General features: G+C 61.6%; 11 protein-coding genes. 3 read left to right on the forward strand and 8 right to left on the reverse strand.

Going from position 1 to position 13,164, the window contains the following annotated elements; translation table 11 throughout:
* Window positions 1–13: 13 nt before the first annotated feature.
* Window positions 14–1,075, reverse strand: coding sequence for a threonine aldolase family protein (locus tag MOP44_RS24850; protein ID WP_260793176.1), 1,062 nt, complete (start codon window positions 1,073–1,075; stop codon window positions 14–16).
* 105 nt (window positions 1,076–1,180) lie between these two features.
* The gene (locus MOP44_RS24855) at window positions 1,181–2,194 is read right to left on the reverse strand and encodes a hypothetical protein (protein ID WP_260793178.1); all 1,014 of its coding nucleotides are present in this window, start codon (window positions 2,192–2,194) and stop codon (window positions 1,181–1,183) included.
* Between the two features lie 140 nt (window positions 2,195–2,334).
* Here MOP44_RS24855 and MOP44_RS24860 point away from each other — a divergent pair, with 140 nt between their 5' ends.
* Window positions 2,335–3,132, forward strand: coding sequence for a hypothetical protein (locus MOP44_RS24860; protein ID WP_260793180.1), 798 nt, complete (start codon window positions 2,335–2,337; stop codon window positions 3,130–3,132).
* Window positions 3,133–3,140: 8 nt separating this feature from the next.
* Here the strand turns inward: MOP44_RS24860 and MOP44_RS24865 are convergent, their stop codons facing one another.
* From MOP44_RS24865 to MOP44_RS24890, 6 genes are all read right to left on the reverse strand, one after another.
* On the reverse strand, window positions 3,141–4,040 hold the full coding sequence (locus MOP44_RS24865) for an inositol monophosphatase family protein (protein WP_260793181.1): 900 nt from the start codon (window positions 4,038–4,040) through the stop codon (window positions 3,141–3,143).
* Complete coding sequence (locus MOP44_RS24870; RefSeq protein WP_260793183.1) at window positions 4,037–4,345, reverse strand: RNA chaperone Hfq; 309 nt, start codon at window positions 4,343–4,345, stop codon at window positions 4,037–4,039. The genes MOP44_RS24865 and MOP44_RS24870 overlap by 4 nt, the downstream gene beginning before the upstream one ends.
* 56 nt (window positions 4,346–4,401) lie before the next feature.
* On the reverse strand, window positions 4,402–5,019 hold the full coding sequence (locus tag MOP44_RS24875) for a protein-methionine-sulfoxide reductase heme-binding subunit MsrQ (protein WP_260793184.1): 618 nt from the start codon (window positions 5,017–5,019) through the stop codon (window positions 4,402–4,404).
* Window positions 5,016–5,546, reverse strand: coding sequence for a DUF1801 domain-containing protein (locus MOP44_RS24880; protein WP_260793186.1), 531 nt, complete (start codon window positions 5,544–5,546; stop codon window positions 5,016–5,018). Before MOP44_RS24880 ends, MOP44_RS24875 begins: the two co-directional genes overlap by 4 nt.
* A gap of 43 nt (window positions 5,547–5,589) precedes the next feature.
* Complete coding sequence (gene msrP / locus MOP44_RS24885; RefSeq protein ID WP_260793187.1) at window positions 5,590–6,576, reverse strand: protein-methionine-sulfoxide reductase catalytic subunit MsrP; 987 nt, start codon at window positions 6,574–6,576, stop codon at window positions 5,590–5,592.
* 69 nt (window positions 6,577–6,645) lie between these two features.
* The gene (locus MOP44_RS24890) at window positions 6,646–8,115 is read right to left on the reverse strand and encodes an APC family permease (RefSeq protein ID WP_260793189.1); all 1,470 of its coding nucleotides are present in this window, start codon (window positions 8,113–8,115) and stop codon (window positions 6,646–6,648) included.
* Window positions 8,116–8,161: 46 nt separating this feature from the next.
* Between MOP44_RS24890 and MOP44_RS24895 the strand changes: the two genes are divergently transcribed.
* Complete coding sequence (locus MOP44_RS24895; protein ID WP_260793191.1) at window positions 8,162–11,023, forward strand: PIG-L family deacetylase; 2,862 nt, start codon at window positions 8,162–8,164, stop codon at window positions 11,021–11,023.
* Window positions 11,024–11,349: 326 nt separating this feature from the next.
* Window positions 11,350–13,137 (forward strand): hypothetical protein, encoded by a 1,788-nt coding sequence (locus tag MOP44_RS24900; protein ID WP_260793193.1) that lies wholly within the window; start codon window positions 11,350–11,352, stop codon window positions 13,135–13,137.
* The last annotated feature ends 27 nt before the right edge of the window (window positions 13,138–13,164 follow it).

A 13,164-nucleotide genomic window follows, 5' to 3' on the forward strand; every position in this document is an offset into this window, starting at 1 on the left:
GCTCGGTTTGATGTTAGGCGGTCGCAGTATGCGCCGCTTCGATCTCCTCGGTGAGGATCTCGCAGGCGCGCATGCAGTCGCCCCGGCCCACATCGCGATGCGTGACCAGCCGGACGAGCTGCGGCCCAACTGAACTCGCCAGAACGCCACGCGCCTTCAGCCGGGCGACCAGCTCCTTTTCGGTAATCGCATTAGAGACCCGGAAGATGACGATGTTGGTTTCTACCGTTTCGGGGTCGATTTCGACGCCCTCGGTATTGTTGAGTGCCTCGGCGAGCAGCCGCGCGTTGGCGTGGTCTTCCTGCAGGCGCTTCGGCATCTCTTCCAGCGCGATCAGGCCCGCGGCGGCCAGAACTCCGGCCTGGCGCATGCCGCCCCCAAGCGACTTGCGGAAGATGCGTGCCTTCGCCATGGCATCCGCCGAGCCCACGAGCATCGATCCAACCGGCGCGCACAGTCCCTTCGACAGGCAGAACATCACGGTGTCGAAGCCGCGGGTGAGCGTCTTCACGTCTATACCGAGAGCGACCGCCGCGTTGAAGATGCGCGCACCGTCAAGGTGCACCGGGAGCTTGTGCTCTTTTGCTCCCGCCCAGATTTCTTCCAGAACTGGAAGCGGCGTAATGCGGCCGCCCGCCATGTTGTGCGTGTTTTCGATCTCGATGGCGCCGGTGGCGGCGCGGAATCCGCCCCACTTGTAGATGACCGGCTCGATGTCGTTCCACGTCAGAATTCCGTCCTGCGTGGGAACGGCGCGGACCAGGCATCCGGAAAACGCGGCGGCTGTGGCCATCTCCCAGTCGAGAATGTGCGCCTTGCCGTCGCAGATGATTTCCTGGCCCGGCTGCGTGTGCAGGCGCAGCGCGATCTGGTTCCCCATGGTGCCCGTAGGCACAAAGAGCGCGTCTTCTCTGCCGAAGATTTCGGCAGCGCGCTTTTCAAGCAGATTGATCGTGGGGTCCTCGCGGTAGACGTCGTCGCCCACCTCGGCTGCCGCCATGGCGGCTCGCATCTCGAGCGTGGGGCGTGTTACGGTATCGCTTCTCAGATCGATGAAATCAACTGCTTCGGGCACTACAATTCCTCTCTTCAGTTCTTAGTTCGTAGTTCATAGTTCGCAGTTGCTGATGTCAGACTCCAGTCTTCAGTTCGGCTGAGAACTACCCACTACGAACTGCTTTTACGGTATTTGGTTCATCGGCAGCTCCATCACCGGAGTCACCTTGCCGTTGTTGAGCGCGTAAGCCCACAGACCGTGGAAGCTCTGCCGCAGAGCTGGCTGTGCCTTGAGGAATGCGCTCATCACCGCGGTTGCTTCGGTGCGCTGCGCTGCCGGATCGCTCACGCCGGTTGATTCGTAGTTGATTCCGAGATCGGCTTCGCGCAGGGAGGCGTCAAAGTGCACGTTGTCGATCTTGAATGTGCGATCGCCGGCGGTCACGGAGTAAGGAAACGCCGGCGCACTTTTGATTTGCGAGATTTCCTGGTCGAGACGCTCGAGGTTGGGGGACGCCATGAAGTCCACGGGCAGCAGCAAGTAGCGAGCAGCCTGATATGCGTAGTAAGCGGCCCAAGGTGAATCCGACTTCGCCAGTTCCCGCGCGCGCTGCCAATACCAAACTCCATCGTGGCCGCCAAGCATGGCCGGGCGGATGAACACGCCGCCGAGTTTCCAGGCATTGCCATCGAGTCCGAGGATGAACGTGATCTGCGCGATGATTCCGGGATTTGCACCGCCGGGGGCCGTTCCGGTGACATAACTCTGGACGACGCCGAACTTGCCCGGCGGTAGATTGCCGAGGGTGATGGTCACGGTCATCGAGCCGTCGGCATTGGAGCAGAAAAACTGTGCGTCGGCGGGAGCGGTGTTTGAGGTCGCATCGAGCAGATACATGGTGTTGATCTGCGCCTGGCCGCCTTTCACCGAGGGGCCGCCCGCCTCCACGGCTTCACGGATCGAGTCCGCCTGCGAAGCGACAGCGGGTAGCAACGCCGACAGAACGGTCTGCGAATCCTGCTGCACCACGGCAACGTTCAGGCGCTGGGCGGCACTGGCCAGAGCGTCGCGATCGGGGCCATGCATCTCGGCCTGGGACGTGCAAGTGGTGGCGTGGCTCGCCACCGGAGCGACAAAGAGACCGCAAATCAAACCGCGTGAAATCAGGGTCGTAGCCCAGTGTTTCGAGAGCCGCATCGACATTCTCTCCGCCCCGCCGAGACGGGGCCATGTTCAACAAAAGCAAGGCCTGTTGTGAACGTTTACGGGCCACTGCTAGTCTAGTACATGTAGAGACGCTCGTTCCGGCCGGGCGGAGAGCCGAGGACGGCCAAAATATGGTGCAGCGCACAACCAACGCGAACAAGGCAGTCCGATCCGGGCTGCGCCGCCTGACTACAGCTGCGGCAACAGTTGCGCTGGCCTCGGTGGTTTGGGCGCAGGCAGCGCAGACTCCCGCCGCACCCAAAGCGCACCGAGCCCACAAGCCGCATGCTGGACAGTTTGCCCAGGCCCAGCAGCCTCCCGTCGATCAGACTCCGCCCCAGCCCGAGATGCCGAAGTGGCCCGCGAACGAATCTCCCAAGCAGCCCACGGTCACCTGGAACAGCCAGGGCCTCAGCATCGAGGCTTCGAACTCGAGCCTGAGCCAGATTCTCAATGCTGTCGGGACGAAGACGGGCGCGAAGATTGAGGGTGTCAGCGGAGACGAGCGCGTCTTCGGCGAGTACGGCCCAGGGCCCGCGCGCGATGTCCTGACGCAGCTTCTGCGCGGATCGGCCTACGACTTTCTGATGCTGGGCGACCAGGGGGAGGGCACCCCACGGCAGGTCATCCTCACCGCTCGCCGCGGTGGCGCACCTGCTCCGAATCGTCCTAACGTCAATCCGCAGCAGCCGCAAGACTCGGACGACGAGGCAGTTCCGGAACCCGAGCAGGAGGACCCGACCCAGCCGCAGTTCCAGCCTCCGCCTCCGCAGCCACAAGAGTCGCCTCAGTCTCAGCCGCAGCCACAGGGGGAACCCATGAGCCCCCAGCAGCGCATGCAGATGATGCAGCAGCAGCGACTGCAGCAAATGCAACAGCTCCAGCAGCAATATCAGCAGCAGCAACAGCAGCAACCACAGCCGCAGTAGCGATCAGCTCACTTTTGTGTTGCGGCCTCTCGGGCGGCCCGGCGTTCTGCGTATTCGCGCGGTGTGGGAATCGGCGTCAGATCGCGCCCGGCGAACAAGTCTTTGAAGAATCCGATCAGCTCATCGTGAATGTGCCCGTTTGAGGCGAGCACTTCCCTGCTGTTGAGCTGAAACGGCCCACCCGAAAAATTGCTGATACGCCCGCCGGCTTCCTCCACCAGCAGAAATCCGGCGGAGGTATCCCACGGATTCAGGTGGAACTCCCAGAACGACTCGAATCGTCCGCACGCCACATACGCAAGATCGAGCGCGGCCGAGCCTGCGCGCCGCACGCCATGCGAGCGCAGCGTGAACTCCTGGTAGAAATGGATGTTCGGGCTGTCATGCCGCTTGCGGCTGGGGAAGCCTGTCGCCACCAGCGCCTCGCCGAGATCGGGCACGGCCGAGACATGGATCGGACGGCCGTTGAGCCATACGCCCTTGCCCCGCTCCGCAGTGAAAAGCTCGTCGAGCATGGGGTTGTAAATCACGCCCGCAACGATCTTCCCATCCTGATCGGCAGCTAGCTCCGGCGATCTCTGCTCCAGGCCCATGGAGACGCAGAAGTGCGGAATTCCATGCGCGAAGTTTGTTGTTCCGTCGAGCGGGTCTACGTACCAGCGGTATTGCTGATCGAGCCGCTCGCGCGTGCCTTCTTCGCCGTAGATGCCGTGGTCCGGGAACACCTCGCCCAGGCGCGTGCGGATGAACATCTCCACGGTGCGATCGGCAACCGTGACCAGATCAACGTCGCCCTTGTACTCGGTCTCGACGCCCTGCGCCAGGAACTCGCGCAGTTGTCCCCCGGCCTCACGAGCGATCTCAGATGCTTTGGGAACCCACTCTAGCTGGGTTGCGGAATCGCTCACAGGCCGTGTCCACCTGTGGCCGCTCCGCTCGAAGCCGTCTCGAAGGGGCCTCGCCGCTTCGCAGCTTCCGTAATCGAGCGGATCTGGTGCTTGTAGATGAACAGGTTCGGCTTGCCTTCGCGCGTGAGGCGAAGCATGCCGTCATCGAAGTATTCGATCCAGCCCTTCACCACTTCACCGTCGCGCAGCTTTACGCTGACGGGGATTTTGCGCTCGCTGAGGGACTTGAGGTAGAGAGCTTCCTGCCCGGTTTCGCCAGGCGGAGGAGTCTTGGAACGTCGGCGGTTCGGCAGAGGAGGCGTCATAGTGCCATTTTAGATGCGCGGTCAGGGTTAATAGAGGCATTGCCATTTATTAACCGTCAAACCGTGACCGGTCGGGCCTTGCGCCGCTGCCGCCAGTTCAGCACAGGCCGCGCCAGCAGCAGAACCGTTACCGCTACCGTGAACGGAAGCGGCAACAGCACACCCGTCTTCACCTGCCACCAGTAATGAATGATGCCGCAGACCGTCGCCACATAGGCGAGCTTGTGAAGGCGGTTCCAGTTCTTGCCGCCCAGCTTGCGGATCGCCCAGTTCGTCGATGTCAGAGCCAGCGGAACCAGTAATAGGTACGCCGTCACACCCATCGTGATGAAACGCCGCTTGGCGATATCGTCGAGCATCGCCTGGACGCTGAATCCCGCATAGAGCCCGACATACGCGAGCATGTGTACTGTCGCGTAAAAGAACGCGAAAAGTCCGAGCAGGCGGCGGAACTTGATCAGCCAGCTCAGGCTAGGCAAGAGCCGGCGCACCGGCGTGATGGCGAGCGTAATGGTCAGCAGCATCAGCGTTGTGTAGCCGGTGGTGAGCTCGATGTGCGCTGTCGGGTCGGCGCCGAGCGTATTGTTCACAGCTCCCCACGCCAGCACCGCGAACGGCCACAGGCAGGCAATCCAAGTCAGCGACTTCAACACGATCAGAGTCGATTTCTTCATTGACTGGCACCTATCCTGGTCGCTGCGCCTGTGCTGCGGGGTGCTTTGACTGCGACTTTTGATTTTTCCGCGGGCCGCCGCGGACGCTGCTTCTCCGACACCGACTTGATGATCAGCCGATGTGCTCCATCAGCTGCGAACGGGACCTTCGCGCCCTGCACGGCTTCCTGCATCAACGCGCGCACAGACGGATGCTCAAGGTCATCGGCTGTCCGCAGCACAACATGCTTCACTACCGTTCCCGAACCCTTCAGGATGCGGTCCGGATCGGGGAGCCCCTTCGCCTGTAGAAAGAACAGGCTGACCCACCGGGGATACAGCGCGATGGAGAAGATCGCTTCCGATGTCTTTTCGCCGGGAGCGTAGCCAATCGCCAGAGCGTTGTAGTTGTCGTAGACCAGTTCGAGCGCGCTCGGATACTTTGCCCGCATTCTGGCGCGAATTTCCAATGCGAGCGCGGCTATCTCCGGCGTGTATTTGGCAATGAACGATGCAAGCTGCCGTTCCGCGTCGTTGCCGGCTTTCATGCAAACCTCCGCGTTAACTGGAAGAGTGTTTCCGTCGCTCAGGTCAGTAGTAGCGTCGCAGATCCATGCCGTTGTACATTGAGGCCACCTGCTCGCCGTACCCATTGAACATGAGCGTGGTGCGGCGCTGCGCATAGAACGGCAGGCCGATGCGCCGCTCGGTCTTCTGGCTCCAGCGCGGGTGGTCGACGCTGGGATTCACATTCGAGTAGAAGCCGTACTCGTGCGCATTCTGTTGCTGCCACGTTGTCTCAGGCTGCTTGTCGACGAAGCGCACTTTGACGATCGACTTGGCCGACTTGAAGCCGTACTTCCACGGCACCACGATGCGCACAGGCGCGCCATTTTGATTCGGCAGCACGTCGCCGTAAAGGCCGAACGTAAGCAGCGTCAGCGGGTTCATCGCCTCGTCCATGCGCAGCCCTTCGGAGTAAGGCCAGAAGATGGATGTTTCCGAGGTCCCCCACTTGTCGATCTTCTTGTCGTAGAACGTGAGGAACTGCACGTATTTCGCGGTGCTCAGCGGCTCGCAATCCTTGATGAACTCCGAGAGGGAGTAGCCTACCCACGGAATCACCATGCTCCACGCCTCGACGCAACGGTGACGGTAGACGCGGTCTTCCAGGGGGCGGAACTTCAGCAGCGCGTCGATGTCGTAGGTCTTCGGCTTTTTTACCAGCCCATCCACTGACACGGTCCACGGCCGGGTGGGCAGCACTCCGGCGTTTTTGGCCGGCATGTCCTTCTCCACGCCAAACTCGTAGTAGTTGTTGTAGTGGGTAATGTCTTCAAGACTGGTGAGTTGCTCGCCGGTGGTGCTGAGAGGGCTCTTCACCGTCTGCAGCTTGGTATCCGCAAAGGCGTGCACGCTGGGCGAAACCATTTCGCTGAGGCGGTCCCAGCCCGTCAGTGCCGCGCCGGCAGCAACTCCCCCGACCACAGCGCCCCGCAGAAAACGGCGGCGATTCATGTATTGATCTTTCGGCGTAATCAGGGAAGAAGGAATTTCAGACGGTTTGCCGATGAGCATGGATGACCTCGTGGGGAAGTTCCGTTCCTATTAGATACCTACGCACCAGATTTCGTTACGGATTTGTCCTCAGCGCAGATTTTCGGTTTTGATCCGGTCCTGTTTTCCGGCGCCCGTTTGCAGTTGGAAAGGCCACTCTCTCAACCGTTTTGCGCGGACCAGGTAGATGCACGTCCCAGACAGCCCAATGCCCGCAGCGACTGCGAACCCCATCAATGCGTTGGGCCGATAGATCAGCAGGTAGATGAAGCCGGCCATTGCCGCCAGCGGCGGCAGCGGATACAGCGGGATCCGAAACGGCCTCGGCAGTTCCGGCCGCTGCACACGCAGCAGCATCACGCCAACCTGCTGCAGCAGGAACTGGAGCAGAATGCGCGTGATCACCAGCATCGTGATCACCTGCGATAGCGACAGGAAGCAGAAACACGCCGCTACCGCTCCCAGCGCAACCAGCGACCGGTGCGGAATGTGATGCTTTGGATGCACCGCGTCGAGGAACTTGAAGTAGTTGCCGTCGCGGGCCGCCGCATACGGCACGCGCGAGTAGCCCAGCAGCAGCGAGAATACCGAGGCAAAGGCGGTCCACATCACCAGAGCGGCGACCAGTGCGCCGGCCCATTGCCCGAATGCCGACTTGGCGATGTCGGCGACAAGCTGAAGGCGCGAGCCAGTCTTCGCGAGGGATTGTGCGGCCTGCGAAGCCGCATCGTGCACCGCCGGAAGGGCTGCCAGGTTCATCACCACATACAGAACGGAAACGAAAAGCACCGAGAGCAGAATCGCTCGCGGTATCGTCTTCTCCGGCTGTCGGACTTCGCTGCCGAGGAAGGTGATGTTGTAGTAGCCCCAGTAGTCATAGGTGGTGATGAGCGTGGCCTGCGCAAGTCCGCTGGCCGCCAGCGCCGCAGACATGCTCGGCGAAGCGGGCATGTGCCATCCGCCATGCATGCTCGCGTGAACGAAGCCCGACACGATGACACCCGCCAGCGCTGCGATCACTCCGCCAAACAAAATCCACGCGAGCCCGGTGACGATGCTCAGCCGGCGATAGAGCATCCAGGTCACCAGCAGGCACGCCGCGGCAGCGGCGAAGCTCCCGTAGTGCAGTTGCGGCAGAGCGGCAATTGGCGCGTGATCGAAGCCCGGCCAGAACCACGCCAGGAAGCTCGATAGCCCGATGCAGCCCGACGCAATGGACAGGGGCGCCGAGAAGCTCAATTGCCACACGTAGAGGAAGCTGAGCCAGTTCCCTGCCCGATCCGGCCCGTAGATTTCGCGCAGAAAGGCATACGATCCGCCGGCGCGCGGAAATGCGGCTCCCAGTTCGGCCCACACCACACCGTCGGCAAGGGCGATGCCCGCGCCCAGCAGCCACGCCCACATCGACAGCCGATATCCCGCGGCAGCAATCACCAGCGGCAGCGTGATGAACGGGCCCACGCCGATCATCTCCAGCATGTTGAACAGCACCGCCGAGCGCAGCCCGATGCGCCGCTCGAGATGTGCTGTGTTGTCCTGCGTCGATGAGGTTGTGTGCACGCCTGATTCCTAGGGTACTCTGGCGGATTGTACACTGAGCCCAGCTATGTTCATGGGCGCGAAGGCAGACAACTCTGCACACTCACTGATCTCTTCTGGTCTCGTTACAGCGGTTCTTCTTGGCACACTCGTCGGCGCCGGGGCGCTTGCGCAGGCACCCGACCCCTCTGCGGTCGCGCCGTCCGAGCCGACATCGATCGCGTTGCCCTTGCCTGAAGACCGAGGCGCGAGTGCGCTCGAACAAGCGCTTCGCCGCCTGCACACGACTGCCAGTGTGATGATGATCGTCGCCCACCCCGACGACGAAGACGGGCCTCTGCTCACCTACCTGAGCCGCGGCCTCGGCGCGCGCTGCACGCTCTTCACGCTCACGCGCGGCGAAGGCGGCCAGAACGTCATGTCGGCCGACACTTACGATGCGCTCGGCCTCATCCGCACCAATGAACTGCTCGAAGCCGACCGCTACTACGGCGTGAAGCAGCTCTGGGGCACCGAAGCCGACTTCGGCTTTTCGAAGACGCAGCAGGAAGCCTTTTCGCGCTGGGGACACGACCGCGTTCTCTACGACGCAGTCCTCGCGGTCCGTCGCGAACGCCCGCAGGTCATCGTCGCGACATTCGTCGGCGCAGTCAGCGACGGCCACGGTCAGCACCAGGTCTCCGGCGAAATCGCGCAGGAAGTATTTAAAGCTGCCGGCGATCCCAAGGTTTTCCCCGAGCAGTTGAAGGACGGCCTGCAGCCGTGGCAGCCGCTGGCCGTCTACGGCATGGTGCCCTTCGCGCCCATCAATGAGAAAGGCATGATGTTCGATTATGCCACCGGCAAGTGGGCACCCGCGGAGTTCAAGAACTACGTGACAGGCGAGACCCTTAAGGGGGCGCCGTCCACTGACGCCACCATCGCAGTAGGCAACCGCGACTCACTGCTAGGCCGCAGCTACACGCAAATTGCCCGGCAGGGCTGGGGCGAGCAGCGGTCGCAGAACGGCGGAGCGAACCCTACGCTCAGCGACCCCGGCACCGCGAACTATCATTTGTGGGCTGTTGCGCCGGCAGCAGCGTCGGGAGCGATCAAAGGCTCGGGAGACCTGTTCCACAATTCGAAGGTCAGCATCGATACGACGGTAGCCGCGCTCGCGCACTTGGCCGGTCCCAATCCACCTTCGTGGCTCTCTGCCGACCTCCAGAAGCTCAGTGCCAGCCTCGCAAAGTTCGATTCCGATCGAAACGGCAAAACTGGCAGTGAATCCGGGCATCTACTTGCGCCCATCTACGGCGCAACGATCCAGCTGCGGAAGCGCGTCCAGGACGACACAGCAATCCGCGCGGAAGCGAAAGCCAGCCTTCTGTTCGAACTCGACGCCAAGCTCGTTGACTTCCAGGCCGCCCTCAAAGAACTCCTCGGCATTGACGTCGTAGCCTTCCGCACCAAGGAGTCCCGCGTTCAGGGCGGTGGGTTCCGTGGCAACTCCGCCGATGAAATGTCCGACAGTGTCTCTCCCGGTGAAGACTTCAACGTCCGCGTTCACACGGCCGCAAGCTCATCCGAAGTGCGCGTCTCCAAAATCTCATTCGAAATGGAGTCTGGCTCCACGTGGCAGCAGGGCGAAGCGCTCAGCACCTCGGGCACCGCTCCCTATTCCGACGCTATTTTCAAGCTGAAAGTGCCGGACAGCGCACAACCCACGCAGCCGTTCTTCACCCGGCCCTCGATCGAGCAGCCCTACTACAACGTCAGCAACGAGGCATGGCGCGAGCGTTCGTTTGCTCCCTGGCCCGTGAGTGCCGGTGTTGAGTTCACTTTCGATGGCGTGCCCATCCGCGTTGCCGAAACGGTTCAGACCCTGCAGCGCGTCACTGGCCACGGCGGGTACTACCAGCCGCTCATCGTCTCCCCGGCGATTGGCGTCAGTGTCACTCCCGAAGCGCGCATCCTTCCCCTCGACGGCGGCGCGCTTCCCGTCAAGGTCACCGTACACACACAGGCCGCGGCCAGCGGCACCGTCACACTCTCGCTCCCCAGAGACTGGCAAGCCGATCCCGCCGAAGCTAAGTTCAATCGCACTGCGGCAGGCGACACCGAGCCCATCGTCTTCTCTGTGCGCCCAATCGACGGACACGCCAACGCCGACGGCACCTTCGACGTGAAGGCGATCGCACACTCCGGCGGTCACGATTACGAAAGCGGCTGGCGCAGTGTGGGCTACCCGGGACTGCGGCCTTACAACATGTATCGCGGTGCTGATTTCAGAACGCGCCGTGTCGATGTGAAACTCGCGCCCGGTCTCCGGATCGGCTACGTCATGGGCCCGGGCGACCTGGTGCCTGAAGCCATCGAGGCCATGGGCATCATGCCGCACCTGCTCAGTACCGCGGAACTGACCTCCGCCGACCTCTCCGCCTGGAATGTCATTGTCGTCGGCATCCGTGCCTACTCCACCGTGCCCGAATTGACAGCAGCCCAGCCGCGCCTGGATGAGTATGTCCGCAACGGCGGAACGCTGATTGTCCAGTACCAGAGCGCGACCTTCCCTGCACCGCTCCCGCTTTCGCTCGGCCGCATTGCCGAGCGTGTGGTCAGCGAGGATTCGCCGGTCAAGCTTCTGAACCAAACCGATCCCATTCTCACCTCTCCCAACGCGATCACGCCCGCCGACTTCAGTGGATGGGTGGAGGAGCGCGGCCACTCCTTTATGAGCACCTGGGATCCGGGATACACGCCGCTCACCGAGACGGCGGATGAAGGCCAGGACCCACAGCGCGGCGGACTCCTCGTTGCGCATCCTGGCAAGGGCACATACATCTATGTCGCCTACGCTCTTTACCGGCAATTACCGGAGCTTGTGCCCGGCGCCTACCGGCTGCTCGCGAACCTGCTCAGCGCTGGAGCCGCATCCTCCTCTAGATAGTCGCCATCTTTCTCCAACGCTTTCGACCCGCACGCGAAGTGTGAACGGCGCGTGAATTGTTGGTTTCAGTGCGCCTAAGTCCACTTAAGTTCTGTATTTGCATACTTTAAAAATATGTGAATTCGTCAAATATTCATCTGCCTCTGAGAAGCTTTATTTCGGAACCGGCCAGGAATCACTGCGCTCCACAAGCAGATTTCCAGGCACCAGGTCTGCCTGTGTCTGGGCTTCGTGTCGCGATAGCGGCGCGCCCAGGCTTTGAAATGGTTGCGCCCGCGCTAAGAGCAGGCGCATTGAAACTACAGAAATGACGGAGAAGAGGCCAAATGAACTCACGTCTCAAGGCAGCTGCCACGCTCGTATTGGCAGCCTGCGTTGCCAGTACGTCGTTCGCGAGCGATGCCACACCGCCCGCCAAGAAATCTCACAAGAAGGCTGCTGCTACTAAAGGGCCTAGCGTTGAAGATCAGATCCAGCAGCTGCGCCAGGATATGCAGGGCCAGATCAATCAACTGAAAGAAGACCTGGCTAACAAGGACGCGCAGTTGAAGCAAGCTCAGCAGCAGGCAGCCGATGCACAGGCTGCCGCAGCAAAGGCGCAGCAGGCAACTTCCGATCAGGAACAGGCGGCCTCGCAGAACACCGCGGCAGTCACAGCGCTGCAGTCCACGGTCACAGATCTGAAGGCGAATGCCTCGTCGCTGGCCATCACGGTCTCCGATGAGAGCTCGAAGATTCGCAAGGAAATGGAGAGCCCCGAAGCATTGCACTACAAAGGCATCACGCTATCACCGGCAGGAAGCTTCCTGGCGGCTGAAACCGTGTGGCGCCAGGGTGCCACCGGCGGCGACATCAACACTGCCTTCACGGGCGTGCCACTCGATCATGCCGATGCCGCCCAGATGAGCGAGTTCCAGGGAACGGGCCGGCAGTCACGCCTTGCACTGAAGGCCACCGGCAAGCTGGCGAGCGCTACTCTCACCGGCTACTACGAAATGGATTGGCTCGGCACCGGCATCACGTCGAACAACAACCAATCCAATAGCTACGTGCTGCGCATGCGTCAGCTGTGGGCAGATGCTCGCTTCAACAACGGCTGGGACTTCTCCGCCGGACAGGGCTGGTCGCTGGCAACTGAAACCACCAAGGGCCTGCAACGCACCAGTGAGATTCTTCCCTCCGTTATCGATCCGCAGTACACCGCGGGCTTTGTGTGGACCCGTCAGTACGGCGCGCGTGTCACCAGGGACTTCGGAAACAAGTTCTTCGTGGGTATCTCAGCGGAAAATGCTGAGACTCTGAATCCTGCCGGTGCCAACTTGCCGACCAACCTGCTGATCGGCTCCCCCGGCACAGGCGGCGGCCTGTACAACTCCACAGCCAACTACTCCTTCAACCTGACGCCTGACTTCGTGGCCAAGCTCGCCGTCGAGCCCGGCTGGGGACACTGGGAACTGTTCGGCATCGGCCGCAGCTTCCGGGACCGCATCTATCCTACGGCTGCCGGTGCAACTCCCTACAACGACACGGTCTGGGGCGGCGGCGTCGGAGGCGGCTTCCGCGGTCCTCTTCTCAACAAGAAAGTCTCGATCGGTCTGAAGGGTCTGTGGGGTCAGGGTGTCGGCCGCTACGGCTCGTCCACGATTGCGGACGTAACTCTGCGTCCGGATGCAACGATCTCTCCGTTGCATGGATTCTCGGCGCTGAGCACGTTGGAGTTCACGCCCACCCCACGGTTGTCGGCGTATATCAACTATGGTGGCGACTATATCGGTCGTAACTGGGCAGTTGATCCGGTGAGCGGAAAGAACGTCGGTTACGGCACCTACGATACAGACATGTCGGGTTGCAACATCGAGTCCACCACCGGAGGCTCTTTCAGCCCCAGCACTCCGGCGAAATGCAAGGGCAACAACAAGGACGTGCAGGAATTCACTGCCGGCTACTCCTACAACTTCTACAAGGGACCCAAGGGCACGTTCCGCTACGGCCTTCAGTACGCTCTGTTCCGGCGCGATCTCTGGTCGGGCAACGGTGGAGTTACCAACCCAGGTGGCGGAGCCAAGGGCACGGATAACATGTTCTGGACCCAGGTTCGTTATTACCTCCCGTAGTCCTCAAGATGCACGGCAAGAAGGGCA

It is taken from the genome of Occallatibacter riparius (genome assembly GCF_025264625.1).
In the GTDB taxonomy this organism is placed as follows: domain Bacteria; phylum Acidobacteriota; class Terriglobia; order Terriglobales; family Acidobacteriaceae; genus Telmatobacter; species Telmatobacter riparius.

Bases quoted from the DNA above. Each gene is read 5' to 3' on its own strand.
- MOP44_RS24855 (WP_260793178.1), bottom strand. From the start codon at position 2,194: ATGCGGCTCTCGAAACACTGGGCTACGACCCTGATTTCACGCGGTTTG.
- MOP44_RS24860 (WP_260793180.1), top strand. From the start codon at position 2,335: ATGGTGCAGCGCACAACCAACGCGAACAAGGCAGTCCGATCCGGGCTG.
- MOP44_RS24870 (WP_260793183.1), bottom strand. From the start codon at position 4,345: ATGACGCCTCCTCTGCCGAACCGCCGACGTTCCAAGACTCCTCCGCCT.
- MOP44_RS24875 (WP_260793184.1), bottom strand. From the start codon at position 5,019: ATGAAGAAATCGACTCTGATCGTGTTGAAGTCGCTGACTTGGATTGCC.
- MOP44_RS24880 (WP_260793186.1), bottom strand. From the start codon at position 5,546: ATGAAAGCCGGCAACGACGCGGAACGGCAGCTTGCATCGTTCATTGCC.
- msrP (WP_260793187.1), bottom strand. From the start codon at position 6,576: ATGCTCATCGGCAAACCGTCTGAAATTCCTTCTTCCCTGATTACGCCG.
- MOP44_RS24895 (WP_260793191.1), top strand. From the start codon at position 8,162: ATGTTCATGGGCGCGAAGGCAGACAACTCTGCACACTCACTGATCTCT.
- MOP44_RS24900 (WP_260793193.1), top strand. From the start codon at position 11,350: ATGAACTCACGTCTCAAGGCAGCTGCCACGCTCGTATTGGCAGCCTGC.